This is a genomic window from Streptomyces sp. NPDC003032 (genome assembly GCF_053591415.1).
The window spans coordinates 78,841-103,589 of record NZ_JBSFTT010000031.1 but is presented as its reverse complement, the minus strand read 5'-3'; the positions used below and the strand labels follow the sequence as shown (position 1 = coordinate 103,589).

The 24,749-nt window shown below is 70.6% G+C and carries 29 protein-coding genes, 2 tRNA genes, 1 other RNA gene and 1 pseudogene; 11 read left to right on the top strand and 22 right to left on the bottom strand.

Annotated elements, in window-relative coordinates:
- Positions 1-142: 142 nt before the first annotated feature.
- The 3 genes from ACWDZ7_RS33340 to ACWDZ7_RS33330 form a co-directional block, all read right to left on the bottom strand.
- Positions 143-961, bottom strand: coding sequence for a YceI family protein (locus ACWDZ7_RS33340; RefSeq protein ID WP_451802190.1), 819 nt, complete (start codon positions 959-961; stop codon positions 143-145).
- 217 nt (positions 962-1,178) lie between these two features.
- A complete protein-coding gene (locus ACWDZ7_RS33335; RefSeq protein ID WP_451802188.1) occupies positions 1,179-3,689 on the bottom strand; it encodes an MFS transporter in 2,511 nt (836 codons plus the stop codon).
- 13 nt (positions 3,690-3,702) lie between these two features.
- The gene (locus tag ACWDZ7_RS33330) at positions 3,703-4,224 is read right to left on the bottom strand and encodes a MarR family winged helix-turn-helix transcriptional regulator (protein WP_451802186.1); all 522 of its coding nucleotides are present in this window, start codon (positions 4,222-4,224) and stop codon (positions 3,703-3,705) included.
- A gap of 175 nt (positions 4,225-4,399) precedes the next feature.
- On the opposite strand from ACWDZ7_RS33330, the gene ACWDZ7_RS33325 reads away from it, so the two are divergent.
- The gene (locus ACWDZ7_RS33325) at positions 4,400-4,603 is read left to right on the top strand and encodes a hypothetical protein (RefSeq protein ID WP_451802184.1); all 204 of its coding nucleotides are present in this window, start codon (positions 4,400-4,402) and stop codon (positions 4,601-4,603) included.
- A gap of 242 nt (positions 4,604-4,845) precedes the next feature.
- On the opposite strand, the gene ACWDZ7_RS33320 is transcribed toward ACWDZ7_RS33325, so the two are convergent.
- The 9 genes from ACWDZ7_RS33320 to ACWDZ7_RS33280 form a co-directional block, all read right to left on the bottom strand.
- Positions 4,846-5,652: a hypothetical protein gene (locus tag ACWDZ7_RS33320; protein WP_451802182.1), complete on the bottom strand. Its 807-nt coding sequence runs from the start codon at positions 5,650-5,652 to the stop codon at positions 4,846-4,848.
- A 116-nt stretch (positions 5,653-5,768) separates the two neighbouring features.
- A complete protein-coding gene (locus ACWDZ7_RS33315; protein ID WP_451802180.1) occupies positions 5,769-6,632 on the bottom strand; it encodes an RNA polymerase sigma factor SigF in 864 nt (287 codons plus the stop codon).
- A 244-nt stretch (positions 6,633-6,876) separates the two neighbouring features.
- Positions 6,877-7,728: an RNA polymerase sigma factor SigF gene (locus tag ACWDZ7_RS33310; RefSeq protein ID WP_451516171.1), complete on the bottom strand. Its 852-nt coding sequence runs from the start codon at positions 7,726-7,728 to the stop codon at positions 6,877-6,879.
- A 201-nt stretch (positions 7,729-7,929) separates the two neighbouring features.
- The gene (locus ACWDZ7_RS33305) at positions 7,930-8,223 is read right to left on the bottom strand and encodes a Dabb family protein (protein WP_451802178.1); all 294 of its coding nucleotides are present in this window, start codon (positions 8,221-8,223) and stop codon (positions 7,930-7,932) included.
- A gap of 55 nt (positions 8,224-8,278) precedes the next feature.
- Positions 8,279-8,458, bottom strand: coding sequence for a hypothetical protein (locus ACWDZ7_RS33300; RefSeq protein ID WP_055553710.1), 180 nt, complete (start codon positions 8,456-8,458; stop codon positions 8,279-8,281).
- A 164-nt stretch (positions 8,459-8,622) separates the two neighbouring features.
- Positions 8,623-8,710 (bottom strand) — tRNA-Ser (locus ACWDZ7_RS33295).
- A gap of 82 nt (positions 8,711-8,792) precedes the next feature.
- Positions 8,793-9,236 carry a tRNA adenosine(34) deaminase TadA gene (gene tadA / locus ACWDZ7_RS33290; protein WP_451802201.1) on the bottom strand — a complete coding sequence of 148 codons (444 nt, stop codon included), beginning with the start codon at positions 9,234-9,236 and terminating at the stop codon, positions 8,793-8,795.
- Between the two features lie 91 nt (positions 9,237-9,327).
- Entirely contained in the window at positions 9,328-9,888 is a 561-nt protein-coding gene (locus ACWDZ7_RS33285; protein ID WP_451802177.1) for a tRNA adenosine deaminase-associated protein, read from the bottom strand.
- A gap of 213 nt (positions 9,889-10,101) precedes the next feature.
- Positions 10,102-10,278: a hypothetical protein gene (locus ACWDZ7_RS33280; protein WP_451802175.1), complete on the bottom strand. Its 177-nt coding sequence runs from the start codon at positions 10,276-10,278 to the stop codon at positions 10,102-10,104.
- A gap of 99 nt (positions 10,279-10,377) precedes the next feature.
- Between ACWDZ7_RS33280 and upp the strand changes: the two genes are divergently transcribed.
- Positions 10,378-11,013: a uracil phosphoribosyltransferase gene (gene upp, locus ACWDZ7_RS33275; protein ID WP_125513831.1), complete on the top strand. Its 636-nt coding sequence runs from the start codon at positions 10,378-10,380 to the stop codon at positions 11,011-11,013.
- A gap of 6 nt (positions 11,014-11,019) precedes the next feature.
- Here upp and ACWDZ7_RS33270 read toward each other — a convergent pair whose 3' ends face one another.
- The 3 genes from ACWDZ7_RS33270 to ACWDZ7_RS33260 all read right to left on the bottom strand — a co-directional run bounded on the left by ACWDZ7_RS33270 (position 11,020) and on the right by ACWDZ7_RS33260 (position 13,022).
- Positions 11,020-11,694: a LytR C-terminal domain-containing protein gene (locus tag ACWDZ7_RS33270; RefSeq protein ID WP_451802174.1), complete on the bottom strand. Its 675-nt coding sequence runs from the start codon at positions 11,692-11,694 to the stop codon at positions 11,020-11,022.
- A 143-nt stretch (positions 11,695-11,837) separates the two neighbouring features.
- Positions 11,838-12,134, bottom strand: coding sequence for a type II toxin-antitoxin system VapB family antitoxin (locus ACWDZ7_RS33265; protein ID WP_003955420.1), 297 nt, complete (start codon positions 12,132-12,134; stop codon positions 11,838-11,840).
- Between the two features lie 261 nt (positions 12,135-12,395).
- A complete protein-coding gene (locus ACWDZ7_RS33260; protein ID WP_451802172.1) occupies positions 12,396-13,022 on the bottom strand; it encodes an HhH-GPD-type base excision DNA repair protein in 627 nt (208 codons plus the stop codon).
- Positions 13,023-13,217: 195 nt separating this feature from the next.
- Here ACWDZ7_RS33260 and ACWDZ7_RS33255 point away from each other — a divergent pair, with 195 nt between their 5' ends.
- From ACWDZ7_RS33255 to ACWDZ7_RS33245, 3 genes are read left to right on the top strand one after another with little or no spacing between them, the layout of a single operon-like run.
- A complete protein-coding gene (locus tag ACWDZ7_RS33255) occupies positions 13,218-14,819 on the top strand; it encodes an ABC-F family ATP-binding cassette domain-containing protein (protein WP_451802171.1) in 1,602 nt (533 codons plus the stop codon).
- 32 nt (positions 14,820-14,851) lie between these two features.
- Entirely contained in the window at positions 14,852-16,228 is a 1,377-nt protein-coding gene (locus ACWDZ7_RS33250) for a PucR family transcriptional regulator (protein ID WP_451802170.1), read from the top strand.
- Positions 16,229-16,266: 38 nt separating this feature from the next.
- A complete protein-coding gene (locus ACWDZ7_RS33245) occupies positions 16,267-16,848 on the top strand; it encodes a GNAT family N-acetyltransferase (protein ID WP_451802168.1) in 582 nt (193 codons plus the stop codon).
- A 93-nt stretch (positions 16,849-16,941) separates the two neighbouring features.
- On the opposite strand, the gene ACWDZ7_RS33240 is transcribed toward ACWDZ7_RS33245, so the two are convergent.
- Positions 16,942-17,847: a LysR family transcriptional regulator gene (locus tag ACWDZ7_RS33240; protein ID WP_451802166.1), complete on the bottom strand. Its 906-nt coding sequence runs from the start codon at positions 17,845-17,847 to the stop codon at positions 16,942-16,944.
- 173 nt (positions 17,848-18,020) lie between these two features.
- Here ACWDZ7_RS33240 and ACWDZ7_RS33235 point away from each other — a divergent pair, with 173 nt between their 5' ends.
- Positions 18,021-18,965, top strand: coding sequence for a DMT family transporter (locus ACWDZ7_RS33235; protein WP_451802200.1), 945 nt, complete (start codon positions 18,021-18,023; stop codon positions 18,963-18,965).
- A gap of 174 nt (positions 18,966-19,139) precedes the next feature.
- Here ACWDZ7_RS33235 and ACWDZ7_RS33230 read toward each other — a convergent pair whose 3' ends face one another.
- On the bottom strand, positions 19,140-19,715 hold the full coding sequence (locus tag ACWDZ7_RS33230) for a GNAT family N-acetyltransferase (protein ID WP_451802164.1): 576 nt from the start codon (positions 19,713-19,715) through the stop codon (positions 19,140-19,142).
- Positions 19,712-20,440, bottom strand: coding sequence for an ankyrin repeat domain-containing protein (locus ACWDZ7_RS33225; RefSeq protein ID WP_451802163.1), 729 nt, complete (start codon positions 20,438-20,440; stop codon positions 19,712-19,714). Before ACWDZ7_RS33225 ends, ACWDZ7_RS33230 begins: the two co-directional genes overlap by 4 nt.
- Before the next feature lie 153 nt (positions 20,441-20,593).
- On the opposite strand from ACWDZ7_RS33225, the gene ACWDZ7_RS33220 reads away from it, so the two are divergent.
- Complete coding sequence (locus ACWDZ7_RS33220; protein WP_451802161.1) at positions 20,594-21,103, top strand: DUF5949 family protein; 510 nt, start codon at positions 20,594-20,596, stop codon at positions 21,101-21,103.
- A gap of 312 nt (positions 21,104-21,415) precedes the next feature.
- Here ACWDZ7_RS33220 and ACWDZ7_RS33215 read toward each other — a convergent pair whose 3' ends face one another.
- Positions 21,416-21,703 carry a hypothetical protein gene (locus ACWDZ7_RS33215; RefSeq protein WP_451802160.1) on the bottom strand — a complete coding sequence of 96 codons (288 nt, stop codon included), beginning with the start codon at positions 21,701-21,703 and terminating at the stop codon, positions 21,416-21,418.
- A gap of 282 nt (positions 21,704-21,985) precedes the next feature.
- On the opposite strand from ACWDZ7_RS33215, the gene ACWDZ7_RS33210 reads away from it, so the two are divergent.
- Positions 21,986-22,270, top strand: coding sequence for a hypothetical protein (locus ACWDZ7_RS33210; protein ID WP_451802158.1), 285 nt, complete (start codon positions 21,986-21,988; stop codon positions 22,268-22,270).
- Positions 22,271-22,525: 255 nt separating this feature from the next.
- A complete protein-coding gene (locus ACWDZ7_RS33205; RefSeq protein ID WP_451802156.1) occupies positions 22,526-22,807 on the top strand; it encodes a hypothetical protein in 282 nt (93 codons plus the stop codon).
- A gap of 225 nt (positions 22,808-23,032) precedes the next feature.
- Here the strand turns inward: ACWDZ7_RS33205 and ACWDZ7_RS33200 are convergent, their stop codons facing one another.
- On the bottom strand, positions 23,033-23,257 hold the full coding sequence (locus ACWDZ7_RS33200) for a hypothetical protein (protein WP_451802155.1): 225 nt from the start codon (positions 23,255-23,257) through the stop codon (positions 23,033-23,035).
- 63 nt (positions 23,258-23,320) lie between these two features.
- Positions 23,321-23,737, bottom strand: a complete 417-nt coding sequence (locus tag ACWDZ7_RS33195; protein WP_451802154.1) for a hypothetical protein — start codon at positions 23,735-23,737, stop codon at positions 23,321-23,323.
- Between the two features lie 230 nt (positions 23,738-23,967).
- Between ACWDZ7_RS33195 and ACWDZ7_RS33190 the strand changes: the two are divergent.
- Positions 23,968-24,265: pseudogene (locus ACWDZ7_RS33190) on the top strand (DNA-binding protein).
- 148 nt (positions 24,266-24,413) lie between these two features.
- Here the strand turns inward: ACWDZ7_RS33190 and ACWDZ7_RS33185 are convergent.
- Positions 24,414-24,498: transfer RNA gene (locus tag ACWDZ7_RS33185), tRNA-Ser, on the bottom strand.
- 119 nt (positions 24,499-24,617) lie between these two features.
- Here ACWDZ7_RS33185 and ffs point away from each other — a divergent pair.
- Positions 24,618-24,716: signal recognition particle sRNA small type (ffs, locus tag ACWDZ7_RS33180), an RNA gene on the top strand.
- Positions 24,717-24,749 lie beyond the last annotated feature (33 nt).

Genomic DNA, 24,749 nt, shown 5'->3' with positions numbered 1-24,749 from the left:
TGTGCGAGCGGAGCACAGTAGGGCAACTGGCCCAGCAGCAAATCAACGCCCGCACCAAGATGGCGAGCACGCACATACCCCCGCGGCCCCGCCCCCACAGACGAACCCAAGGCGCAGGCTCCGCCCAAGAGGCCCCGCCGGCTCACACCCCCGGAACCGTCTCCCCCTGCACAGCCTGGATGTCCAGTTCCACCCGCAGCGTCGTACCGATCGCCGAGATCCCCGCCTGCACCACCTGGTTGTAGTTCATCGCGAAGTCCTCCCGCCGCAGCTCAGCCGTGGCCCGGAACGCCGCCCGGGTGCCGCCCCAGGGATCCGCCCCGGTCCCCAGATAGCTCAGCTCCAGATCGACAGGCCGCACGACACCACGCATCCCCAGTTCTCCGCTCACCGTCCACCGGTCGGCCCCCGCAGGCGTCAGCCCGCTCGACCGATAGGTGATCTCCGGGTACTGGTCGACGTCCAGGAAGTCCGGCGACTTCAGGTGGCCGTCCCGCATGCTGTTGCCCGTGTCGATCGAGGCCGACCGGATGACGGCCTCGACCCGTGACTTCTCCACGTCCTCGGCGATCTCCACCCGCCCCCCGAACTCCAGGAAGCGCCCGTGCACGCTGGTGATCCCGAGGTGCTGGGCGACAGCGCCCACGGTGGAGTGCGCCGGGTCGATGGTCCACGGCCCGGGCGGCGGCAGTTCCGTGCCGCCCTGGCGGGCGAGGACCACGTTGCCGACCTCGGCGCGGCCACTGGCCGTGACGAGCGCGGTGGAGGCGACCGGCGCGTAGCCGACGGCGGTGACGATGACGGTGTAGGGCCCCGCCGCGAGCACTGACGCGTCCCGCACGACGCCTTCCCCGTCCGCGGCGGCCCGCAGCACCTGCGTCCCGGTCATGTCGGTCACCGTGACGACGGCGTGAGGCACGGCCCACCCGTCACGCGTACGGATCCGAGCGTTGAGTCCCATTCCCGCTTACTCCTTGCCGGGCCCCTTCACAGAGGCCTCAAAGTCCAAACTTCATCAAACAGCCGCCACAAGCAGCCGCCCCAAGCAGACAGACGACCCCCGGCCCGGCGGTGACCGGCCGTCCCCTGCCGTGAACGCCACCGCCGGCCCGGGGGCCCTTTCCGCTACCGGCCCGTGGCCACGCCTCCGCTCGGGGCGCGGCCACGGGCCGGGGTCGTCACTCGCCCGGGTGGGCGAGCTCGATGTCGTGGCCGTCGACGCCGCTGCCGGTCACCGAAAGGCCGGTCGCCACCGGCGGGTACCCGGTCGCGATGACCGTGTACTCACCGCTGTCCAGGTCGGTGAAGGCGTACGCCCCGTCCGTCCCGGTGGTCGCGGTGGCGACGACGTTGCCGGCGGCGTCCACCAGCGTGACGCGGGCGTCGTTCAGCGCCGAGCCCCCCGCACGGACGGTGCCGAGCACCTGCGCGCCGGAGTTGAGCTCGACCTCGACCCGGGTGACCCCGGCCCCGCCGACCTCGACGGGCAGGGCCATCGGCCGATGTCCGGCGGCGTTCACCGCGATGGTGACGGTGCCGGGGACCAGCTCGGCGAAGGTGAACTCGCCCTGCTCACCCGAGAGCCCGGTGGCGAGCACGTCACCGCGCACGTCGGTCACGATGACCATCGCACCGCTGACGGGCAGCTTGCTGTCCGCGTCCCGCACGAGACCGCTCAGCCCGCTGGTACCGCTGAGCAGAATGTCGTACGAGAGGGCGTCCTCGCCCACGACGACGGTCGAGGCCTGCGGCTGGAACCCGTCGGCGGAGGCGATGAGCACGTACGATCCGGCGCCGGGGGCGTCGACGGCGTAGGCCCCATCGCCCTGGGCGACCGCGCGGCCGAGCTGCCGTCCCGCGAGGGAGATCAGCGTGACGGCGGCCTGCGGAACGGGCGCGCTCTCCGCGCCGCGGACGTAGCCGCGTACCGGAATCCCGTTCGTGACCGGGGGCAGATCCCCGCCAGAGGCCTCGGCGCGCGAGGCAACAGAGGCCGGCACGGCACTGCCCGAGGAATCCGAAGAGCCCGAGGAACCAAGGGCACCAGAGACACCCGAAGCACGAGAGTCACCAGAGGCACCAGAGCCACCCGACGCGCCCTGGGCGAGCGCACCCGACGTCCGCAGCGGAACCTCCTTGATGAAGATCGTGATCAGGAAGGCGATCAGTGCCATCGGCGCGGCGATCAGGAAGACATCGGCGATGCCGTGCCCGTACGCGCTCTCCATCACCGTGCGGAACGGCTCGGGGATCTTGTCCAGGTCCGGGATGCCCCCGCCACCGGTACCCCCGTGGCCGAACTGCGCGGCGGCCTTCGGGCCGAGGTCGGTGATGCCGTCCTTGACGTAGTCGGTGATCCGCGTGGCCATGATCGCGCCGAGCGCCGAGACACCCATCGCACCGCCCAGCGAGCGGAAGAAGGTGACGGTGGAGCTGGCGGAGCCGAGGTCCTCGGGGGCGACCTGGTTCTGCGTGCACAGGACCAGGTTCTGCATCATCATGCCGATGCCGAGACCCATCAGGGCCATGAAGATCGCGATGTGCCAGTACTCGGTGTCGTACCGGATGGTGCCGAGCAGACCGAGGCCCGCCGTCACCAGCGCACCGCCGCTGACCAGCCATGCCTTCCACTTGCCTGTCTTGGTGATGACCTGGCCGGACACCGTGGACGAGATGAACAGACCGCCGATCATCGGGATCGTCATGACCCCGGACATCGTCGGCGACTCGCCCCGCGCCAGCTGGAAGTACTGGCTGAAGAACACCGTGCCCGCGAACATCGCGACACCCACGAAGAGCGAGGCCAGCGAGGCGAGCGTGATGGTGCGGTTGCGGAAGAGCCGCAGCGGGATGATCGGCTCGTTCGCCTTGGACTCGACGAATACGAAGATCAGCGCGAGCAGGATCGAGCCGCCGACCATGGCGGCGGTCTGCCACGACATCCAGTCGTACTTGTCACCGGCGAAGGTGACCCAGACGAGCAGCAGGCAGACGGCGGCGCTGATGAAGAAGGCGCCGGCCCAGTCGACCTTCACGTCGCGCTTGACGACGGGGAGCTTCAGGGTCTTCTGCAGGACGATCAGCGCGATGATCGCGAAGGGCACGCCGACGTAGAAGCACCAGCGCCAGCCGAGCCACGAGGTGTCGGTGATGACGCCGCCGAGCAGCGGTCCGCCGACGGTGGCGACGGCGAAGGTCGCGCCGAGGTAGCCGGAGTAACGACCGCGCTCGCGCGGGGAGATCATCGCGGCCATGACGATCTGCGCCAGGGCGGAGAGACCGCCGACGCCGATGCCCTGGACGACACGGCAGGCGATCAGCATCCCGGCGCTCTGCGAGAGACCGGCGACGATCGATCCGCCGACGTAGATGATCAGGGCTATCTGGACCAGGGCCTTCTTGCTGAAGAGGTCCGAGAGCTTGCCCCACAGGGGGGTGGTCGCCGTCATCGCGAGCAGCGAGGCGGTGACGACCCAGGTGTAGGCGGACTGGCCGCCGCCGAGGTCGCCGATGATTTCGGGCAGGGCGTTGGAGACGATCGTCGACGACAGGATCGCCACGAACATGCCGAGCAGCAGCCCGGACAGCGCTTCCATGATCTGCCGGTGCGTCATCGGAGCGTTCTCGTCGTGATGGGCTCCGTGCTTGGCATGGCTGCCCCGCACACCGGCTGGTGTGGTTGTTGCCATGGACTTCCTCTTCTTACGCGGGTGTACGGGTGGTCTCTGAAGCGGTCCGCACTTCGTGAGTGGTCTGCGCTTCGTGGGGGGAGTGGGGGAGCCGGGCCGAAGCCGCACGGCAGTCCCCGAAGCTGTCGCGCAGGCGCCCGAGCAGCGTGCTGAGCTGGACGACCTCGTCGTCGGTCCAGTCGTGCAAGTAGTGGGTGAGCGTCCGGATGGAGAGCTCGGAGAGCTCGTCGACCTTGGCCTTGCCTTCGGGCGTGAGCCGCAGGATCCGGGAGCGCTTGTCGGCGGGGTCGGGATCGCGGACGATCCACGCCTTCTCCGCGACATGGGCGACATGGCGGCTGGTCACCGACATGTCGACGGCGAGCAGCTCCGCGAGCCTGCTCATCCGCATGGCGCCGTGGCGGTCGAGCAGGATGAGTACGGCGGCGGAACCGGCCGGGCAGTCGTGGGGCAGACCCCGTCCGAGACCACGCTTCACGGCACCGATGGCGCTGAGCTGTCGGGCCAGCTCCTCGTACTGACGCTGCGCGGCCACGGCACCTCCTGGGTATTTGTTGCTTAGGGCAACCATAGGAGCAGTTGGTTGCTGCAGGCAAACTAAAACCGGACCAACGCCCTAAAGAGTCGGCAAAGCTCTGGGGCTGCGCTCGTAAAGCCCCAGGCGGGAGGGGGTTGGGCCGGGGGCGGTGGATTCGCTAGGGTCATGCTCCATGGCACACAACCCCCAGGGTCCCCAGGGCAACTCCGACCCCGCCGGCAGCACGCAGATGTTCCGCGCCTTCGTCGACGAGGCGCCGCGGGGCGGGCAGCGGCAGGCGGCCACCTCTTCTTCCGGCCCGCGGGTCGGCCTCATTCTCGGCGTCGTCCTCGCGGTCGTGATCGTGGCGGGCGTGGCGTGGCTCGCGCTTAAGTAGCGGCAGCGCTTTGGCGGGGGGCGCCGTTGGGCTTGCTGTGGTTCTCTTCTGCGGGGCCGTCGTGGCTGGTCGCGCAGTTCCCCGCGCCCCTATCGGGGCGCCCCTGCCCCGCCGGTCGCAAAGGCGCTGAGGTCTGCGCCCCGTCAGGGGCGCGGGGAACTGCGCGAGCGACCACGAGGCACCGGCAGACATACCTCGACGCCCACGCCCCTCGAAGGGCCCGGTCCCTCGAAAGGCCCCCGCTACTTCCACTCCACCGAGACGTCCTGCGTCTCGACCCGCATGCCCAGCGGCACGCGCCACGCGTCCACGCACACCGGCCAGGTCTTCTCCTTCTTCCCGCCGGGGGCGATCGGCGCGGGCAGCCGTACGGTCGACTCCACCGTGTCCCAGTCGACGCCGAGCGCGCCGATGATGTGCGTACCGAAGGTGACCGTGCCCGAACGCACCGGTGAGCCACCGGTGTTGCGGAAGGTGACCGTCACTCTCTCGCACCAGCGCTTGTCCGCGGGCTCGCGGTCCGGAGCGCCGACGCTGAGCGCGGCGGGCCCGCCCGGTGGCTTGGCGGGGCCAGGCTTCTCCGCGCCCGGGGGCGATGGGGGTGATGGGCGTGACGGGGACGACGGGGGCGGTGGACCGCCCGGGTTCCCCGCCGACGGCCCGGCGCCGGCGCCGCCCGGCCCCGCCAAGCCACCGGGCGGTGAACTCCCTTGAGCGGTGGGCGGCTTCCCCTCCCTGCCGCCCTCTCCGCTGCTCCCGGGGGCGCCCTCGCCCGCTCCGGGCGGCGCTCCCGCCGAGTCGCCGCGAGCGTCCTCGGCGCCGCCTCCGGAGTCCTTCGTACCGCCGCCGGCCCCGTCCAGCGGGATCAGCCTCACGTCGCCGGTCGGGCCCACGGCCGCGCCCGGCGACGAGCCAGCCGCGCCGCCCGCGCCGACCGCACCGGTCGCCACATAGCCGTCACCGCTCTCGCCGCCGCACGCGGCAAGGAGTCCGCCGAGGCACATCACGGCCGCCGACGCACCGAGCACGTTCCGAACACCACGTCGCATGGCGGCAGTGTGGCTGACGGGTCGTCAATTAGGAACCCCGTCAGCAACACCGTCAGCAACACGGGCCACGCGCCGCGCGGTTGGGAGGCGGTCGGAGGTCAGTCGCCGCGCCGGGGTCAGTCCGAGATGAGGCCGTCGCGCAGCTGCGCCAGCGTCCGCGTGAGCAGCCGCGAGACGTGCATCTGCGAGATGCCGACCTCCTCGCCGATCTGCGACTGCGTCATGTTGGCGAAGAAGCGCAGCATGATGATGCGGCGCTCGCGCGGCGGCAGCTTGGCGAGCAGCGGCTTGAGCGACTCGCGGTACTCGACGCCTTCCAGGGCCGAGTCCTCGTACCCGAGCCGGTCCGCGAGGGAGCCCTCGCCGCCGTCGTCCTCGGGGGCCGGGGAGTCGAGCGAGGAGGCGGTGTAGGCATTGCCCACCGCGAGGCCGTCGACGACGTCCTCCTCGGACACCCCGAGCGCCATGGCGAGTTCGGGCACGGTCGGCGAGCGGTCGAGCCGCTGGGCCAGCTCGTCGCTGGTCTTGGTCAGCGCGAGCCGCAGCTCCTGGAGGCGGCGCGGGACGCGCACCGACCAACTGGTGTCGCGGAAGAAGCGCTTGATCTCCCCGACGACCGTCGGCATGGCGAACGTCGGGAATTCCACGCCCCGTTCGCAGTCGAAACGGTCGATCGCCTTGATCAGGCCGATCGTGCCGACCTGGACGATGTCCTCCATCGGTTCGTTGCGGCTGCGGAAGCGGGCCGCCGCGTACCGCACGAGCGGGAGGTTGAGCTCGATGAGCGTGTCGCGTACGTAGACGCGCTCGGGGCTGTCCTGGTCGAGTGCGGCGAGCCGCAGGAACAGGGAGCGGGACAGGGTCCTGGTGTCGATGGCTTCCGGGGCCGTTGAGCTCTGAAGCGCGTCGGGTGCGGAATCGCTCGGGCTCTTGGTGAGCGTGAGCGTGAGCACCTTCGAGCTGCCCTGGTCTGCGGACATGCCACCCCCTTGAGGTCGCGGACGGTCGCGGCGGGCGCTCCCGTCGGAGGAACGCAGCCTCCACCTGAATACCGGAGGTGGGGCTACGGCAAACGCGGTTCCAGCAGAATGTCACATGTCGGCAACACGCTGTAGTTACTTGTCGACAAACAAGGGTGACATCCGTGCAGGAAAGAGGGGGTCTGGGGCTTTTCAGCGAGCAGTACCGTCGGGAACGGCCCCGACGGCACTCCACTCGATACGGTTACGCCTCGATCCGATTTGCGGACCGAAGTCGTGCGAAGCTCCTGGCCAGGAGTCTCGACACATGCATCTGGGAAACGCCCAATTCGGCGCTGATCTGTGATTGCGTCAGATTGCTGTAGTAGCGGAGCAGCAGGATGCGCTGTTCGCGCTCGGGCAGTTGGACGAGGAGATGGCGTACGAGATCGCGGTGCTCCACCCCGTCGAGCGCGGGGTCCTCGTAGCCGAGCCGGTCGAGCAGGCCGGGCAGCCCGTCGCCCTCCTGGGCCGCCTCCAGCGACGTCGCGTGGTAGGAGCGGCCGGCCTCGATGCAGGCGAGCACCTCCTCCTCGGTGATGCGCAGCCGCTCGGCGATCTCCGCGGTCGACGGGGAGCGGCCGAAGGCGGTGGTGAGGTCCTCGGTCGCCCCGGTCACCTGCACCCACAGCTCGTGCAGACGGCGCGGCACGTGGACCGTGCGTACGTTGTCACGGAAGTACCGCTTGATCTCGCCGACGACGGTCGGCATCGCGAAGGTCGGGAACTGCACCCCGCGGTCCGGGTCGAACCGGTCGATGGCGTTGATGAGCCCGATGGTCCCGACCTGGACGACGTCCTCCATAGGTTCGTTGCGGCTGCGGAAGCGGGCGGCGGCGTACCGCACGAGGGGCAGATTGGCCTCGATGAGGGCGCCGCGCACCCGGCCGTGCTCGAGGCTGCCCGGCTCCAGCTCCTTGAGCTGGCCGAAGAGGACCTGCGTGAGGGCCCGGGTGTCGGCACCGCGGGTGCTTCCGGTCCCGGTGCTCCCGGTGCTCGGCGCGGTCTTCGCGGGTGGAGCCTCAGGCGCAGTACTGGCCGGCACGGTCAACGCCACCCCTTCTCAGTCAAGCCCGGTCGAGCTCGGTCAACTCATCCATCAAAAGCGGTCATAGCATCACAAGACATGTGCACTGTGTGCAAGCACCCGATAACTACGTGTTGAGGGGCAAGTTGAGGCCGGGGACGCGGAACGGCCCCGCACCGTAGCGGTGCGGGGCCGTTCGGAGAGCTGCTCGATCGGGCGGCTCAGACGTCGTCAGAACTCGTAGTCGGCGATCACCCACGTGGCGAACTCCCGCCACAGCGCGACGCCCGCCTGGTGGGCGGGGTGCTCGATGTACCGCTTCAGCGCATCGGTGTCCTCGACCGCCGAGTTGATGGCGAAGTCGTACGCGATGGGGCGGTCGGTGATGTTCCAGTCGCACTCCCAGAACGTCAGCTCGGGGATCTGTCCGCCGAGGGCGCGGAAGGCCTTGACGCCCTCGACCACGCGCGGCTCGTCGCGCCGCACACCGTCGTTGAGCTTGAAGAGGACCAGATGGCGGATCACGGGCACTCCTTGGAGAGGGCTGGGGCTTGACGGCCTCGGCGGCTTCGGCGGCCGCTCAGTCCTTGCCTCCGTTGGCCACCCACGTCATGAAGTCGCCGATGCTCTGAGCGGCGCTCGAAACGCCTTCGAACCCTATCTGCACGTAGTCGGCGGCCTTGGCGGGGTCAGTGATGATCACGTAGAGCACGAAGACGACCACCACGAAGAGGCCGAGCTTCTTCCACTGCACTGCCACGATCTGGCCTCCCCTTACCCGCGCCCCGTGTGACCCCTGTGACGGCGGTGAGTCTATCCCGGAGCACACTCACAGGGCTTTTGAGGACCAACGGCCCGACGGCAGAGGCCCTTTGCGGAACGACGAAGGGCCCGTCCGGATGGACGGGCCCTTCGTATCAAGAGCGGTAGCGGTGGGATTTGAACCCACGGAAGGGGGTTACCCTTCACTCGCTTTCGAGGCGAGCTCCTTCGGCCGCTCGGACACGCTACCGAGAAGAACTCTAGCCCAAGATGGGCCGTGGTCAGAAATCCGCTTCGCACGCCGCCACCGGAGGCTTCCCCGGAGGCCCGGTTCAGCGGGCCCGGCGGCCCTCGCGGAAGAAGCGAGTGAGAAGCCCGGAGGCCTCCTCCGCGAGGACTCCGTGGATGACCTCGGGCCGGTGATTGAGCCGTCGGTCGCGTACGACGTCCCAGAGCGAGCCCACCGCCCCGGCCTTCTCGTCCCGCGCGCCGTAGACGACCCGGTCGACGCGGGACTGCACGATCGCGCCCGCGCACATCGTGCAGGGCTCCAGCGTCACGACGAGCGTGCAACCGGTGAGCCGCCACTGCCCGAGCCCGGCGGCGGCCTCGCGGATGGCGACCACCTCCGCGTGCGCGGTGGGGTCGCCGGTCAGCTCCCGTTCGTTGTGCCCGACCGCGAGCACCGTCGTGCCGTCCGGAGCCAGCACGACGGCACCGACGGGAACGTCACCGCCCCTCCCTGCCAGCTCGGCCTCGGCCAGGGCGAGCCGCATGGGCGCCCGCCAGTGGTCGCGTACGGGATCGGGTCGGTGTCCGGGTTCGCGTTCGGGTCCGTTTGCGGTGAGGTGGTCCACACCGGGGAACCTAGCGGACGGTCTCCAGCACCTCCGCCGCGCCGAGGATCTCGGCGATCTCGTTGAGGGCGTCGCCGGGCCGGAGGCCCAGCAGGTCCTTCTCCGGCACGCCGAGGTCGGTGAGGATCTCCGAGTCGCCGAGCGGGCCCGGGGGCACCGCGTCGCCGGTCTCGGCGGGCCCCTCGTCCCCGTCGTCGGCGGATTCCTCCGGTTCTGGTTCTCCGTCCTCCGTACCGTCGAGGTCGAGGGCCTCCAGGTCGGCGACCGTGTCGTCGGCGCCCGGATCGCGGCCGAGCATCTCGTCGGTGAGGAGGATCTCCCCGTACGAGCTGCGGGCGGCCGCGGCCGCGTCCGAGACATAGATACGAGGGTCCTCCTCGCCGTCCACGCGGACGACGCCGAACCACGCTTCTTCCTGTTCGATGAAGACGAGCACTGTGTCGTCGTCGTAGTCGGCCGTGGCTTCACGGGCCAGTTCGGCCAGATCCGCCAGGGTCTCCACATCGTCGAGCTCCGTGTCGCTCGCTTCCCACCCGTCTTCGGTGCGCGCGAGCAGTGCGGCGAAGTACACCGTGACTCTCCCACTGGTCATAGGCAGTGCCGGTTGGCGGTTTGGGGTCCCCCCGGCGAGGTCGGGGAGCGGGGATCGCTGTGCCGAGACCCGCCCATTCGGAATCGTGGCAGAAACAGGGCCGTCAGGAGAGGTCTTCGGGCCGCTGTGTCCGCGTCGGGTTCGTCCGGGGCCCTCGCGGGGCCCGCCGCACACCGGGCCGGTCACGGCCGGTCACCAGCGGAACGTACGCATGCGCATCTGCTGACGCATCCGTGCCGCCCGGGCGCGGCGCGGCTTGACGCGGTCGCGCAGCTCGATGGCCTCGGTGCGTTCCCGCAGGAACTGGGCTCGGCGCCGGCGGCGCTCGGCGTTGGTCTCGTCTTCCGGTTCCGCTTCGCGCTCCGCCATGGGCCACACCACCTTGGTTCGTACGTCCCCACCTTCCCCGGGTCGGCCGTGTTGATGCCAGCGCGGGGCGGGGGGCCGGGCCCGGTTACTGTTGATGCCATGCGGATCCACGTCGTCGACCACCCGCTGGTGGCGCACAAACTCACCACGCTGCGCGACAAGCGCACCGACTCCCCGACCTTCCGGCGCCTCGCCGACGAGCTGGTCACCCTGCTCGCGTACGAGGCCACCCGGGACGTGCGCACGGAGCAGGTCGACATCGACACCCCGGTGACGAGGACGACGGGCGTCAAGCTGTCGTACCCGCGTCCGCTGGTCGTGCCGATCCTGCGTGCCGGCCTCGGCATGCTCGACGGCATGGTGCGGCTGCTGCCCACCGCCGAGGTGGGCTTCCTCGGCATGATCCGCAACGAGGAGACCCTGGAGGCCTCCACGTACGCGACGCGCATGCCCGAGGACCTCTCCGGGCGCCAGGTGTACGTCCTGGACCCGATGCTCGCCACGGGCGGCACGCTCGTCGCGGCGATCCGGGAGCTCATCAAGCGCGGCGCCGACGACGTGACCGCCGTGGTGCTGCTCGCCGCCCCCGAGGGCGTCGAGGTCATGGAGCGCGAGCTCGCCGGCACGCCGGTGACGGTCGTGACGGCGTCGGTCGACGAGCGACTCAACGAGCAGGGCTACATCGTGCCCGGTCTCGGCGACGCCGGCGACCGGATGTACGGCACGGCGGAGTAGCCGCGGTCAGCAGTTCTTTCCGCCGCTGGGGCGCGTGGGCGTCGGCATGGGCTTGGTGAGTTCCGCCAAGGCCTTGTCGGCGTCCTCTTTTCTGGCCAGATCCTTGAAACGCGTACCGATGATCAGGTCGACCTCGCCGCCCTCGCGGTCGTCGGTCTTGCGCTCGGCGCCCGCGAGCTGCGTGCCGAGTACGGGGAGCGCGGTGTCGGCGGCCGTCTTGGCGCCGAGCAGTATCCCGGCGCCCTTGACCTTCTTGTCGAACTGCTCCGTCGCGTTGCCGACGTCGCCGATGGCGAAGCCGCGCTTCTTCAGCTCGTCCGCGGTGCTCTTGGCGAGGCCGCTGCGTGGCGTGGCGTTGAAGACGTTGACGGTGATCTGGGCGGGCTTCGGCAGCGGCTTGGCCCTGGGGGCGGCGTTCGTTCCGGGACTGGCCGTGGCCGCGGGCTCCGGCTTGCTGTCGCACTCCGGGGTGACCGGTGCCGCGGCCGACGCCTTGTCGCCGCTTCCGGTGAATACGTGGATGAGCTGCAGCGTGCCCCAGGCGATCAGGCCCATGGCCGCGGCGGACGCGATGACCGCGAGCACGATCCTGCGGCGCCCGCCGGTGCGGCGCATCCGCGGATATTTGGCTCCCGTGATGCGGTATTTGCCGCCCATGCCGGGGGGAGTGAGCATGCTCATGGGCGCAGCGTAGTGCGGCGTGGCGGCGATGCCTACTAGATGATCATCGTCCGGGGGGCAGTCCAACCCGAAAGGCCCAATGGGGCCGACGATGTGGCGCTGCGCCGTGGTGCTGCGTCGTGGTGCTGAGTCGGTCCTGGCGGTCAGCCCAGTTCGAGTACGCGCGCGTGGAGCACCTGGCGCTGCTGGAGAGCGGCGCGGACGGCGCGGTGCAGCCCGTCCTCCAGGTAGAGGTCGCCCTGCCATTTCACGACATGCGCGAAGAGGTCGCCGTAGAACGTCGAGTCCTCGGCGAGCAGCGTTTCGAGGTCGAGCTGGCCCTTGGTCGTCACGAGCTGATCGAGGCGGACCGGGCGCGGCGCGACGTCCGCCCACTGCCGGGTGCTTTCCCGGCCGTGGTCGGGGTACGGCCGGCCGTTTCCGATGCGCTTGAAGATCACACGGAAAGCCTACCGGTCAAGACTCTCCGGGCGCAGCCATGGCGACGGAGTGCGGGTCCGGGAAAAGACGCGGTAAACCGGTGCAAACCGGGAACACTCAAGCCCGGAACAGGCGCGGAAGTGAGCGAAAGTCGGCCGAAGTCGTCCACGCCGGGGAGCGGGAACCGCTCGAACGAGTCAGTGGCGGTGGTCGGGTGACGGCTGGAGACAGGGTTGCGGCTGGGGCTGGGGCTGGGGCTGGGGCGGGGGCCAGGGCCGGGGTCAGGGCCCGGTGGGTTTGGGTCTGGGCTTGGCCTTGGGCTTCGCGGCCTTCGCCGCCTTCGCCGCGGCCTTCAGCTCTTGTTTGTGGGCGCGGACCTTGTGGAGGGACTCCGGGCCCGTGATGTCCGCGACGGAGCGGTACGCCTTGGGCGGGCCGTAGTCGCCGGCGGCCTCGCGCCATCCCTTGGGGCGTACGCCCAGCTGTTTGCCGAGAAGGGCCAGGAAGATCTGGGCCTTCTGTCTGCCGAAGCCGGGCAGGTCGTTGAGGCGTCCGAGGAGTTCCTCGCCGGTGGTGGCGTCCCGCCAGAGGGCGGTGGCGTCACCGTCGTAGTGATCCACCAGGTACTGGCAGAGCTGCTGGATCCTCATGGCCATGGAGCCGGGGTAGCGGTGGACCGCCGGTTTGGCGGAGAGGATCGCGGCGAAGTCCTCGGCGTCGTACGCGGCGATCTCGTGCGCGTCCAGGTCCGGGGCGTTCATCCGCCGGGCGATCGTGTACGGGCCCGCGAACGCCCACTCCATGGGCACCTGCTGGTCGAGCAGCATCCCGACCAGCGCGGCCAGCGGACTGCGGCCCAGGAGCTCGTCGGCCTCCGGCTGCTGGGCGAGGTGAAGGGTGACGTCCATGGCTCGATGATCTCTCGGCGGCGGGCGTATCGCACGGGCGTATCGCGGGGGCGCTGCGCGGTGGTGGAGAAAATGCCGTGCGAGGGATGGCGTGCCGCCAGTAGCCTCGCGGTATGTCTACGCCCCGCATCTCCTAGCCAGGACACCGCTCTCACGCCACCCGTGTGTCCATTCGCTATTGCGGAGCGTTACCTCATGATCACCGTACGAGGCATCGACGTACGCGTCGGCGCCGGCCTTCTGCTGTCCGGCGTCGACTTCCACATCGCCCCCGGCGACCGCATCGGTCTGGTCGGCCGCAACGGCGCCGGCAAGACCACCCTGATGAAGATCCTCGCGGGCGGGACGGCCCCCGCGGCCGGCACCGTCACCCGTACCGGCTCCGTCGGCCATCTCGCCCAGGACCCGGGCGCCGCCGACCCGGCCGTCACCGTCACCGACCGCGTCCTGTCCGCCCGCGGCCTGGACGAGGCGGTCGCCGCGCTGCGTACCGCCGAGGCCGCCATGGCGGACGCCACGAGCCCGGCCGCGCAGGAGCGGGCCATGGCCGCCTACGTCCGCGCGGACGACCGGTTCCAGGCGCGCGGCGGTTACGCCGCAGAGGCGGAGGCCGCCCGGGTCGCCGCCGGGCTCGGGCTGCCGGAGCGGACGCTGCGCCGGCCCGTCGGCGAGCTGTCGGGCGGTCAGCGGCGCCGCGTCGAGCTGGCCCGGATCCTCTTCTCGCAGCACGACACGCTGCTTCTCGACGAGCCGACGAACCACCTCGACGCCGACTCGGTCGGCTGGCTGCGCGGCTACCTGTCGTCGTATCCCGGTGGTCTCGTGCTCATCAGCCACGACACCGGGCTCCTCGCCGACACGGTGAACCGCGTCTTCCACCTCGACCCACGGCGCGCCGCCATCGACGTACACAACACCGGCTGGCACACCTACCTCGCCCAGCGGGCGGCCGACGAGCGGCGGCGTACCCGCGAACGCGCCAACGCCGAGCGCAAGGCCGCCTCGCTGCGCGCCCAGGCCGACAAGATGCGCTCGCACGTCGCGACCGCCACCGCGGCGAAGAACATGGACCGGCGTGCCGAGCGCATGCTCGCCGGGACGGAGCCGGTGCGGCGCGGTGAGAAGGTCGCGCGGATCCGGCTGCCCGAGCCCGCGCCGTGCGGCCGGATGCCGCTCGGCGCGGTCAGCCTCACCAAGTCGTACGGGTCCCATCGCGTCCTCACCGGCGTCGATCTGGCCGTCGACCGGGGGAGCAGGCTCGTCGTCCTCGGGCTGAACGGGGCCGGGAAGACCACGCTGCTGCGGCTGCTCGCCGGGCGTGAACGGCCTGATGAGGGGCGCGTCGTCGCAGGGCCCGGGCTGCGGCTCGGGTACTTCGCGCAGGAGCACGACACCCTGGAGGGCGCGAAGAGCGTGCGGGAGAACCTCGCGGGCGCCGCCCCGCAGCTGACCGACGGCGAGGTGCGGCGCGTGCTGGGGTCCTTCCTCTTCGGCGGGGACGATGCCGACAAGCCCGCCGCCGTCCTCTCCGGCGGCGAGAAGACCCGGCTCGCGCTGGCCGGGCTCGTCCACTCGGGCGCGAACGTCCTGCTGCTCGACGAGCCCACCAACAACCTCGACCCGGCCTCCAGGGACGAGGTCCTCGGTGCCGTGGGGACGTATCCCGGGGCCATCGTGATGGTCACGCACGACGAGGGCGCGATCGACGCGCTGCGGCCGGACCGGGTCCTGTTGCTTCCGGACGGGGACGAGGATCTGTGGGGCCCCGACTATCGGGACCTTGTCGGACTGGCCTGAGCGGTTCGTGCGGTTGGTTAGTGTGGCGAGGCATGGTGACCAGTGGTTCGGACGCGTATTCGGACGAGTATGTGGCGGACGAGTACGTGGCAGATGCGCACGTCTCGGATACGCACGTCTCGGATGCGCACGTCTCGGATGCGTACGTGGCGGATGCGTACGTGGATGACGCGTCGGGCCCGTCGGTCGGCCGCGCGGCGCGCGCGATCGCCGCGCGGTGCGAGCCCCGCGTGAACGAGCTGGCGCGGCGCATGACGCGGGACGCCTTCGCGCGGCTGCGCGGTTACGGCGAGCTGCCGTCTGACGTGCGGGACGTCGAGATCGCCGCCACCGCGCGGCACGGGCTGCGGCTCTTCCTCGACCGGGTCGCGGGCACCGGCGAGGCGCCGGGCGACCACGAGTACTTCCGGGTGCGTGCCGCCCAGCGCGCGGACGAGGGCATGCCGCTGCACCTGCTGCTCAGCACGCACTGCCTGGGTACGCAGGTGCTGTGGCGCGCGCTGCGGGACGCCACCCTGCCCGGCGAGGAGGCCGCGCTCGCCGAGCTGAGCGACTACCTCTTCGGCGTACAGGAGCGTGTCGTGGCCGCCGTCACCGAGACCTATCTCGACGAGCAGGCCGCCATCGTGGCCGAACGCCGGGAGGAGCGCCGGTCGTTGGCGCGGGCGCTGCTGTCGGGGTCCCGGCCCAGGGACGGGGAGGCCGCGGCGCCCTACGAAGAGGGTGCGCTCGTGCTGTTTCTGTGGGCGCCCTCGGCAGGGGGCGGGGCGGGGCGGCCCGTCGCCGTGCGGCGGCTCGTGCGGCGGCTGCAGGCCACGCTGGACCGGGCGTTCGGCGTCGCCGTGCTGACGCTCATGGAGGGCGCGGGCGGACACGCGCTCGTCCCGGGTGTCGTCGACGTACCCGTTGAACTGGTGGCCGGACTGAGGGAGTTCTGCGGTCCGGGGCTGCGTGTCTGTGCCACGGTGGCCGGTTCCGTCGCGGAGATCCCGCGGGCCGCCCGCACCGGCGAGGAGGTCGTACGGGTCGCCCGTGCCTGCGGCCGCCCGCCCGGCCTGCACCGGCTCGACGACGTACTGCTCGAATACCACCTGTCCCGGCCCAGCGCCGGCAGCGACCGGATAGCCGCGCTGCTCGAACCGGTCGCCGACCGGCCCGAGCTGATCGAGACCCTCCGCGCCCATCTGGAGCTGCGGCAGGACCGCCGGGCGACCGCGCGCCGGCTCAGCCTGCATCCGAACACGGTCGACAACCGGCTCGCCCGCGTCTCGTCCCTGACCGGCCTCGACCTCACCTCGTCACGCGGCGCCGCGCTCGCCCTCGCGGCCCTGCTGCTGCGGGACGTCACCGAACCGGTGCCGGGCAGTGGTGACGCTCACGCCGGGGACGCGGGGGCATCTCCTCGGTGATGGGCTGCTCGTCCGTGCCGCTGTGCTTCCATGCCCCGATGAGACGAGACCGTGCCGCTGACGCGGCCGATGGCCATCCTGTTCTGCGGGTACGGGTACGGGTACGGGAGCGGGCCGGTGAGCGTGAGCTGGAGACGTGCGTCGGTGTGCTCGCCCTGGTCCACAAGACCGACGGTTACCCCGTCAACTGGCCTGCCGAGCCCGCCGACTGGCTGGCCGGTGCCGGCGCGTTCGGCGCCTGGGTGGCGGAGCTCGACGGGCGGGTCGTCGGGCACGTGGCGCTGTCCCGGAGCACGGCGGGGGACGCGGCGCCCGGGGTGTGGAGCGAGCGCGCGGGCGTGGACGCCGAGGCGACGGCGGTGGTCAGCCGCCTCTTCGTGGCGCCGGACGCGCGCGGCCACGGCGTCGGCGCGCTGCTGATGGGCCGGGCGGTGCGGGAGGCGCGGGCGCGCGGCCTGCATCCGGTCCTGGACGTGGTCTCCTCCGACGCCTCGGCGGCGGCGCTCTACGAACGCCTGGGCTGGCAGCTGCTGGCCGTCGTGGAGCAGGAGTGGGGGCCGGGGCAGCGGGTGTCCTTGCGGTGCTATGCGGCGCCGCTGGTCAGTGCGGGGATGCCGTGAGCGGTTCTTCGCCGGTGGTGTGGCCAGACGTTTTCGGGAAGCACGGCCTCCGACTCCGCACCGCCCCCGCCGGGCGCCGCCTCCCCACCACCCCTACCCCACGGCCACCGACGCCGCGGCCCGCAACGCCTCCAGTAGCCCCCGCAGTGCCGGTTGGACCGGTGACGCCGCCCGTACCGCGGCGTGGATCGCTCTGACCGGTTCGGGGCCCCTGACCTCTCGTACGACCACGTCGGGACGGTGCCCGGTGGCCAGGCCCAGTTCGGGGACGAGGCTGACTCCGAGGCCGGCGGCGACGAAGCCCTGGGCCGTGGCGTAGTCGCCGCTCTCCACCACGAAGTCCGGGGTGAAACCGGCCGCCGCGCAGGCGTCGAGCACCGGGTCCAGGCACGGTCCCGGCGTCTCGCCCGCGACCCAGGGCTCCTCGGCGAGGTCCGTCAGGTCAAGGACCTGCCGGTCGGCCAGCCGGTGGCCGCGCGGGAGCACCGCGCGGTACCGGTCGTCCAGCAGATGCACGAACCGGACGCCGTCCACCGCCGTCTGGCCCCGGGGCCTGACCACCAGTGCCAGGTCGGCCCGCCGCGCCTTCACCTCCGAGACCGGGTCGTCCGGCTCGTAGAGCTTCAACTCCACCCGCACCCCGGGCTGTTCGCGTCGCAGCGCGGCGAGCGCCGGGGCGACGAGGGGCGCCCCGGCCGTGGCGAAGTACCGCATCGAGACGCGGCCCGTCCGCCCCGCCCGCAGCTCGGCGAGCGCGGTCTCCGCCTCGGCGGCGTGCCGGCCGATGACCGTCGCGTACTCGGTGAGCACGCGCCCCGCGTCCGTGGGGCGCACCCCGCGGCCGTTCCGCTCCAGGAGCGCGATGCCCGCCTCCTTCTCCAGGGCCGCCATCTGCTGGCTGACGGCCGAGGGCGTGTACCCGAGATTCCGGGCCGCCGCGGTGACCGAACCGCTGGTGACCACCGCCCGAAGGATCTGCATGCGCCGCATATCAAGCATGGCCCCAGTGTGGCAGTACTGTGCAGCGCCGCTTAATTCTGGCTCCAGATCTTTTCGCTTGTCTTACGAGTCGGCTCACTGGACCGTAGAGGGAGGGGCGTACGCCTGTGCCCCGATCATCCCGAGCTTGGAGGCGAACCGTGCTCAGCGGCCCCCGCGCCACCCCCGTCCGCATGGCCGTCCTCGCCCTCCTCTGGGGCTCCGGCTTCCTCTGGATCAAGATGGCCCTCAACGGCGGGCTCGCGCCCCTGCACCTCACGGTCATCCGGTGCGCGCTCGGCGCGGCCGTCCTGCTCGTCCTGGCCCGCGCGGCGGGGCAGCGGATGCCGCGCGACCGCAAGGTCTGGGGGCACCTTGTCGTGGCCGCCTTCTTCTGCAACGCCCTGCCGTTCTTCCTCTTCGGCCTCGGCGAGCAGACCGTCGACTCGGGCGTCGCCGGCGTACTGAACGCCACCACCCCTCTGTGGTCCCTCGCCATCGGCCTGACGCTGCGCACCGAACGCCGGCTCGGCCCGCTCCGCCTCGTCGGTCTGCTGCTCGGCTTCGCGGGCACGCTGCTGATCTTCGCGCCCTGGCAGCGGACGGGGCTCGCGAGCTGGGGGGCGCTCGCGCTGCTCGCCGCGGCGGTCAGCTACGCCGTCGCCTTCGCCTACATGGCCCGACACCTCATCGCCCGCGACTCGGCGCCGCTCGCACTCTCCGCCGCCCAGCTGCTCGCGGCGACCGGGCTGACCACGCTCGCCCTGCCCGCCGCACCGGCCGGTTCGTCGTCCCCGACGCTCACCGCGATCGTCGCGGTCGTCGTCCTGGGCACGCTCGGCACGGGCATCACCTTCCACCTCAACTCCCGGCTCATCGCGGACGAGGGCCCCACCGCCGCCGCCGGCGTCGGCTATCTGCTGCCGGTGGTCTCGGTCGCGCTCGGCGCGCTCGTGCTCGGCGAGGAGATCGGTCCGCGGGTCGTCGTCGGCATGGTGGTGGTGCTCGCGGGGGTGGGGCTGAGCAGGAGCCAAAGAGGGTGGGGGGCAGCGGCCGGGGCGGGATCCCCTGGGGCGTCCCCGACTTCCGCGTCCTCCCTCTCGCCGATACGCAGACGCCGTGAACTGCCTTGCCGGTAAGCCCCGCCGCGTGCCCACGGGGCTCAGCAGCTCACCGGCACTACATCGCCTCGCCCGCGCAGATCGCGGCGGTGAGCCTCATCGGCCGCGGCGTCCGCGGGGCGGGCTCACATCCCGGCCCGCACCCTGGTTCACATCCCGGCCCGCATCCCGGCTCACATCCCGGCTCACAGCTCAGCGAGGCGCGACGCGAGAGCCCTCGGAGAAGTCACGGGAGCCGAAGGAGTAGAGCACCTGCGGTTCTCCCCACTCGACGAACCGCTCCACCACCCGCGCGCCGAGCGCTTCGAGCAGCTGCCGGGACCGGGAGTTCGCCTCCTGGGTCACCGCGACGACATCGGTGCCGCCGCTCGCGGACGCCAGAGCCCGCGCCGCCGCCGCGCCCACCGCCTCGCGTGCGTAACCGCGCCCCCAGTGCTCCGGCAGCAGTTGGTACGAGATCTCCGCACACCCCTGCCGTGCCGCGGGCTCCACGGTCACCAGGCCGAGCACGACGTGATCCCGCGCGCGTACGACGGTGAAGGCACCCGGGGCCCCCACGCACCGCCGCTCCCGCTCGCGCACCACGTCCTCGGCCACGGGCCCACCGAGATGGCGCCGTACCTCGGGATCCGTCCAGAGCCGGGACAGCTGCGGCACGTCAGCGCGCTCGATGGGCCGCAGGACCAGCCGCGCGGTCGTGAGGACGGGCGAGACGGGCGAGACGGGCGGGACGGGCGGGACGGGCGGGACGGTGGTCGGCGGTGTCACAGCTCCGCCCCTCTTCTCGCGCCCCGCTCCCGCAGCCACGCCGCGACCTCGTCGGCGCCCGCCGCGACCGCGATGTCCAGCGGGGTCATGTCGTCGTACCCGACCCGGTCGAGCGCGGCTCCCCGCTCCAGGAGATAGCGGGCGGTGGCCAGTTGGCCGCCGTGGCAGGCGCCCCAGAAGGCCGTGTCGAGGTCGTCGCCGGTCGGCGGGTGTGCCGTCAGGCGGGTCCGGACGCGGTCGAGGAGGCCGAGCGTCGCCTCGTCCTGCAAGGTGGTCCGCGCCCCGTGCTCCAGCAGCCGCCGTGCCGCCCGCCACTGGCCGAACCCGCGTGCGTCGGCCAGCGGCGTGCCGCCCCCGATGACCGCGCCGCTCGCCTCGATGTCCGCGCCGGCGGCGATCAGGGCGTCCAGTGCCGCCACGTCGTCGTTGCTGGCCGCCCAGTGCAGGGGCGTCTCCGCGTGGGCGCCGACGAAGCGGGCGTCCGGGTCGGCACCCGCCGCGACCAGGGCGGCGATGACCTCGGGCCCCGCGGGGAAGTGCCCCGGCCAGTCCGTGGCGATGTGCAGCAGGCTGCGCGTCCCCGCGGCCTCGCCGTCCTGCCTGATCCCGGCGGAGGCGAGGCCGGGGTCGGCATCGAGCAGTTCCTGGAGTGCGCGGACGTCACCCGTGCGGATCGCCCCGGTCACCGCGACGGCCAGTGGATCCCGCGCGTCGAGAACTGTCATGCCCGACCTCCTGATCGACTCCCGCCGATTCTGTCAGCGGCCACTGACAACGGGGATCGGTTACCCGGCCGGGGGAATCACCGTCCCAGGCATCGGCCGAACGGGTGTAAACACCCCCGAACGCCCATGAAGACGCCACTAGCATCCGCGGACATGACCTCTTCCACTGCCGTAAAGCCAGAACAGCAGGGCTCCCTCCTGGGCACCCTCGTCATCACCCCGTGGGCCAACGGACCCGCGGCCGACTCGGACGGCCCCGTGACGCCGTTCCTCCTGGTGTGTTCCCGGGGGGACGGCCGTGACGGGCCGGAAGCGGGCGCGGAGGCGCTGCGGGCCGAGCTGGAGAAGGCCGGTCTCTCGACCGGCGGCACGGTGACCGACCTCACGCGTGAGACACGTGGTTCGGTCTCGCTGCTGGTGGAGGCCGGTCAAGCGGTGCTCAGCCTGCCCTTCCTGCATGTCCAGTGCCCGGTCTCCCCGCAGTGGCAGCAGGCGGCCCACGAGAGCGGCATGGCCTTCCTGATCTGCGCGACGCGTCCGTGGCCGGAAGTCGTGCAGGGAAAGCCCGTCGGTGCGGAGCAGCTGCGGGCCTTCGTCTCGGACGAGCACATGGTGGCGACCAGCACCCGGTGCCTCCTGCCGGTGCGCCGGGTGCGCGGCTGACACACGCGAACGCCCCGGTTGCCGGAGCGGCGCCCCATTCCGGGCGCGCCGCTCCGGCATTCCTTTGGCCGACAATGGCTCTTTGGTCGGCATTGCTTTGCTGGATTCGTGTTCTGGATTCGGAAAAAGCTGTGCCCCGGGACGCGGAGGATATTCCTCCGTGTCCCGGGGCAAACGCCGGATTCCACTGAGCCCGATACCTGCCCCAGATCTACCAGGTAGTGGTCACCCTCACAGTGCCGCTGACGTACGCGTGGTACCTGGTTGTTCTGGTGCTCGGTGCCGGCCCGGCAGAGACTCAGACGCAGAACCTCAGTTGACGACCGTACCCAGAATCGGCAGCGCGGGAGCCGAGGAGTCGTCCTTGACGTGCGACTTCTGGCGGATCTCGTTGCACTGGAAGGCGCGGGCCTCGTCCAGCACCTCGACAGTGATGACGTCGATGTCCTGAACGGTCGGGCAGATGTCGCGGATGACCTCGATGTTCTGCGAGTAGTGACCGTGGGTCTCCTCATCGGCCATGGCCGGAGTAATAGCCATACCGGTCGCCGCCAGGGTCAGCATGGACCCGGCCAGCACCTTCTTGTTCTTAGAGTTCATTTTGCTGAGCTCTCCTTCCCGGGGGATATAGCACCCGGTCTGGGTGCCGACGCCGGACCCAACCGCCGAGCCGGGCCAGAGGTTGCGCGAGCCAGGGGGCTTTCACCCATTTGCATCCTTGCGCTGTCCAAAAGTCTGATCACGCTATGGTCGATAGACGTATTGATGCGGTAACTGGGTGATTGTTGCCCGTCCGGAGAAACGTCACCACGGAACGCACTGTTAGTGATTTCGCTGGCGCACTCACTGGGAGACGCCCATATATGCAGGAAGGTACACACCATGAGTGTGAAGAAGATTGTCGCCGGCTCGATGCTGACGCTGACCGCTACCGGCGTGGCCGTTACTCCGGCCATGGCCGACGAAGAGGTACACGGTCACTACTCGCAGAACATTCAGGTCATCCGAGACGTCTGCCCGACCGTTCAGGACATCGACGTCATCACGGTCGAGGTGCTGGACGAGGCCCGCGCCTTCCAGTGCAACGAGGTCCGTCAGGGTTCCAAGGTCCATGACAGCTCGTCCGCCCCCGCGCTGCCGATTCTCGGCAAGGTAATCAACGACTAGCTTTTTCGCATAGAGGCAGCTGGGCCCCGGGTCGCCGATACAATCGCGCGACTCGGGGCCCATCCATTTTTCGTATCACACCGCGTGGTCGGCTAATACGACGCCGGATTGCCCTGTGGCCGCCATATGTTGCTGCAAAAGGGTGAATGGGTTTTAAGCGTCGGAACCCCGGCATCAGCAAGGCAGTTAGAGGGACTGTCGGCGCTTACTGAAAGCGCCGCAGCTACCCGGACGCCAGGAAGGCACAGAAAAACCATGAACGCCAAGAAGATTCTCGCCGGCTCGATGCTGACGCTGACCGCCACCGGCATGGCCGCCACTCCGGCCATGGCCGACGAAGAGGTGCACGGTCACTACTCGCAGAACGTCGAGATCATCCGAGACGTCTGCCCGACCGTCCAGGACATCGACGTCATCACGGTCGAGGTGCTGGACGAGGCCCGCGCCTTCCAGTGCAACGAGATCCGCCAGAAGTCGCACGTCTCGGACGACTCGGGCTCCCCCGCGCTGCCCGTCCTCGGCGCCGTCATCGACTGACGCCGACGCAGTCCGGCGGTAGGCGAGGCCCTGCTACGGACCCGGGGCCGCTGTTCCCACAGCGGCCCCGGCGTTTGGTCTCTCCGCACTGCTTAGTTGTTACGGCTCCTCCGCCGTGGGCGGGTGGGGCCGTCGCTGTTTTGTCGAGCGGCTCGACACACGAAAAACGGCTCTTCACGGACTGTTTTCCAACCGTCCGTGAAGAGCCGAGAAGACCGCGGTTACTCAGCGGTTGGAGCCGCGGAATCCGCCGTAGTGTCCTTCACCGCTGAAGATTCCGGCGTTGCTGGAGCTCTTGACGACGTCGAACTTGCCACCACCCCATACGGCGGCATACGGACGCCTGTCATCCTCCATGCCGCGGTCGTGGGCAGAGGCAGAGCTCGTGCCGACTGTCATGGCGGCTGCGACGATGGCCGCGCACGTAAGAGCCTTCTTGATCATCTTCACCCTCTGGTCGAATGTCCGTGCCGCCCCGGGTATGGGGAAGCATTTGCGGCAATTCTTCCCAGTTCACCGGGCTTTCAAGGCCCGAGACAGCCGGGCCCACACCTTCGAGAGTGGACATTGGGTCATTTGGACGCGGCACGGCCGCAGTTCGTCCGACGAACGGTGCCAGTGCACGTCGACACCGGCCACGCGCAGGGCGTCCGTGGCGTCCCCAAGGAGATCGAAGGCTTCGTCGTCGGTCAGCCGGAGCTGATCGGGAGCGGCATCGTTGAGCAGCCTCCGCAGCGGGGGCCAGGCGCGGGCGCCGCGGCGCAGGGCGAGAAGGGTGCTGGTACGCCAGTTCTGCGACGCGGTCGCCGATGATCTGGCCCGTACGTCGGCCGCGCCGCTCGCCATGGGAGCGCTGCCGTACGCCTGGAGCGAGGCCCGCGCCGTGCCCACCTTGCGTGAATGGGCCGAGGAAACCCAGGCGGCGCTCACCGTCGAGGTCAGTGTCTCCCCGCGCGTCGACGTACCCGAAGGACGCCGACGGCAGTTCCGGGCCGTCCTGCAACTGCGAGACCGAGAGCCGGGCAGATCCGGCACCAGCTCCTGGGGGCCGACCTGCGCAGCCACACAGACCAGTACGGGTCCTTCAGTGAGGAAGAGCTGGCCGAGGCGCGGGCGCGCCTCTTCGGCACGACGTCGGCCGCCGGCGGAGCGAGCGCCGCGTGAGCGGGCACATTGAGACCGTCGTCCTGGACAGCGAGGGGCTGTCGGCCTGGGTGGCGCAGGAACCGGCTGCGGTGGACGCCCTCCCGGGCCAAGGTGGAGCCGATCACGGAGGCGGCGGCCAAGGCGGCCGCCCAACTGCTCAAGGGCGCCGGTCCGCCCGGACACAAGTACGTGATCGACGCCACCGTCGCGGAAGCGGCCTTGCGTCAGCCTGGCCCGGTCGCCATCCTCACGTCGGCTGTCGATGACATGACCCGGCTGTGCGGCAGCAAGGTCCGGATGATCGGGCTATGACCGCGGCATCGGCCCGGGGCCCCGAACTCGCACTTGAGGGCAATATCCTAAATGTCGCCTATAAACGCAACCGAAACTGCGACCACGGAACAACGAAGGGTCCGACCGCTGAGCGGTCGGACCCTTCGTTTGCCCTGACGGGCGGGTGCGGAGGATACGAGATTCGAACTCGTGAGGGGTTGCCCCCAACACGCTTTCCAAGCGTGCGCCCTAGGCCACTAGGCGAATCCTCCGCCGCAAACAATACAAGACGTTGGGCAGTGCTCGCGAACACGATCCCGGTGGTGGCTTTCCGGGTCGTGAGGGTGGCTCCCGGCGTCGCTCGCGGCCCCGGGGATCCGCTAGGGTGGGGCTCAGCCCCTCACGTGGCGCTATCTGACTGAACTCCCCCAGGGCCGGAAGGCAGCAAGGGTAGGTCGGCTCTGGCGGGTGCGTGGGGGGCGCTTTGCGTTGGGGCGGTCCGGGTTGTCAGTGGTCGCCTATA

What these genes read in the sequence shown, in the direction of transcription:
- ACWDZ7_RS33250 (WP_451802170.1), top strand. Translation starts at nt 14,852, where the DNA reads ATGGTGACCAGTGGTTCGGACGCGTATTCGGACGAGTATGTGGCGGAC.
- ACWDZ7_RS33280 (WP_451802175.1), bottom strand. Translation starts at nt 10,278, where the DNA reads ATGGCGGAGCGCGAAGCGGAACCGGAAGACGAGACCAACGCCGAGCGC.
- ACWDZ7_RS33325 (WP_451802184.1), top strand. Translation starts at nt 4,400, where the DNA reads ATGGCACACAACCCCCAGGGTCCCCAGGGCAACTCCGACCCCGCCGGC.
- ACWDZ7_RS33215 (WP_451802160.1), bottom strand. Translation starts at nt 21,703, where the DNA reads ATGAACTCTAAGAACAAGAAGGTGCTGGCCGGGTCCATGCTGACCCTG.
- ACWDZ7_RS33315 (WP_451802180.1), bottom strand. Translation starts at nt 6,632, where the DNA reads ATGTCCGCAGACCAGGGCAGCTCGAAGGTGCTCACGCTCACGCTCACC.
- tadA (WP_451802201.1), bottom strand. Translation starts at nt 9,236, where the DNA reads ATGCGGCTCGCCCTGGCCGAGGCCGAGCTGGCAGGGAGGGGCGGTGAC.
- ACWDZ7_RS33205 (WP_451802156.1), top strand. Translation starts at nt 22,526, where the DNA reads ATGAACGCCAAGAAGATTCTCGCCGGCTCGATGCTGACGCTGACCGCC.
- upp (WP_125513831.1), top strand. Translation starts at nt 10,378, where the DNA reads ATGCGGATCCACGTCGTCGACCACCCGCTGGTGGCGCACAAACTCACC.
- ACWDZ7_RS33220 (WP_451802161.1), top strand. Translation starts at nt 20,594, where the DNA reads ATGACCTCTTCCACTGCCGTAAAGCCAGAACAGCAGGGCTCCCTCCTG.
- ACWDZ7_RS33260 (WP_451802172.1), bottom strand. Translation starts at nt 13,022, where the DNA reads ATGGACGTCACCCTTCACCTCGCCCAGCAGCCGGAGGCCGACGAGCTC.
- ACWDZ7_RS33225 (WP_451802163.1), bottom strand. Translation starts at nt 20,440, where the DNA reads ATGACAGTTCTCGACGCGCGGGATCCACTGGCCGTCGCGGTGACCGGG.
- ACWDZ7_RS33335 (WP_451802188.1), bottom strand. Translation starts at nt 3,689, where the DNA reads ATGGCAACAACCACACCAGCCGGTGTGCGGGGCAGCCATGCCAAGCAC.
- ACWDZ7_RS33240 (WP_451802166.1), bottom strand. Translation starts at nt 17,847, where the DNA reads ATGCTTGATATGCGGCGCATGCAGATCCTTCGGGCGGTGGTCACCAGC.
- ACWDZ7_RS33255 (WP_451802171.1), top strand. Translation starts at nt 13,218, where the DNA reads ATGATCACCGTACGAGGCATCGACGTACGCGTCGGCGCCGGCCTTCTG.
- ACWDZ7_RS33340 (WP_451802190.1), bottom strand. Translation starts at nt 961, where the DNA reads ATGGGACTCAACGCTCGGATCCGTACGCGTGACGGGTGGGCCGTGCCT.
- ACWDZ7_RS33320 (WP_451802182.1), bottom strand. Translation starts at nt 5,652, where the DNA reads ATGCGACGTGGTGTTCGGAACGTGCTCGGTGCGTCGGCGGCCGTGATG.
- ACWDZ7_RS33245 (WP_451802168.1), top strand. Translation starts at nt 16,267, where the DNA reads ATGAGACGAGACCGTGCCGCTGACGCGGCCGATGGCCATCCTGTTCTG.
- ACWDZ7_RS33210 (WP_451802158.1), top strand. Translation starts at nt 21,986, where the DNA reads ATGAGTGTGAAGAAGATTGTCGCCGGCTCGATGCTGACGCTGACCGCT.
- ACWDZ7_RS33235 (WP_451802200.1), top strand. Translation starts at nt 18,021, where the DNA reads ATGGCCGTCCTCGCCCTCCTCTGGGGCTCCGGCTTCCTCTGGATCAAG.
- ACWDZ7_RS33270 (WP_451802174.1), bottom strand. Translation starts at nt 11,694, where the DNA reads ATGAGCATGCTCACTCCCCCCGGCATGGGCGGCAAATACCGCATCACG.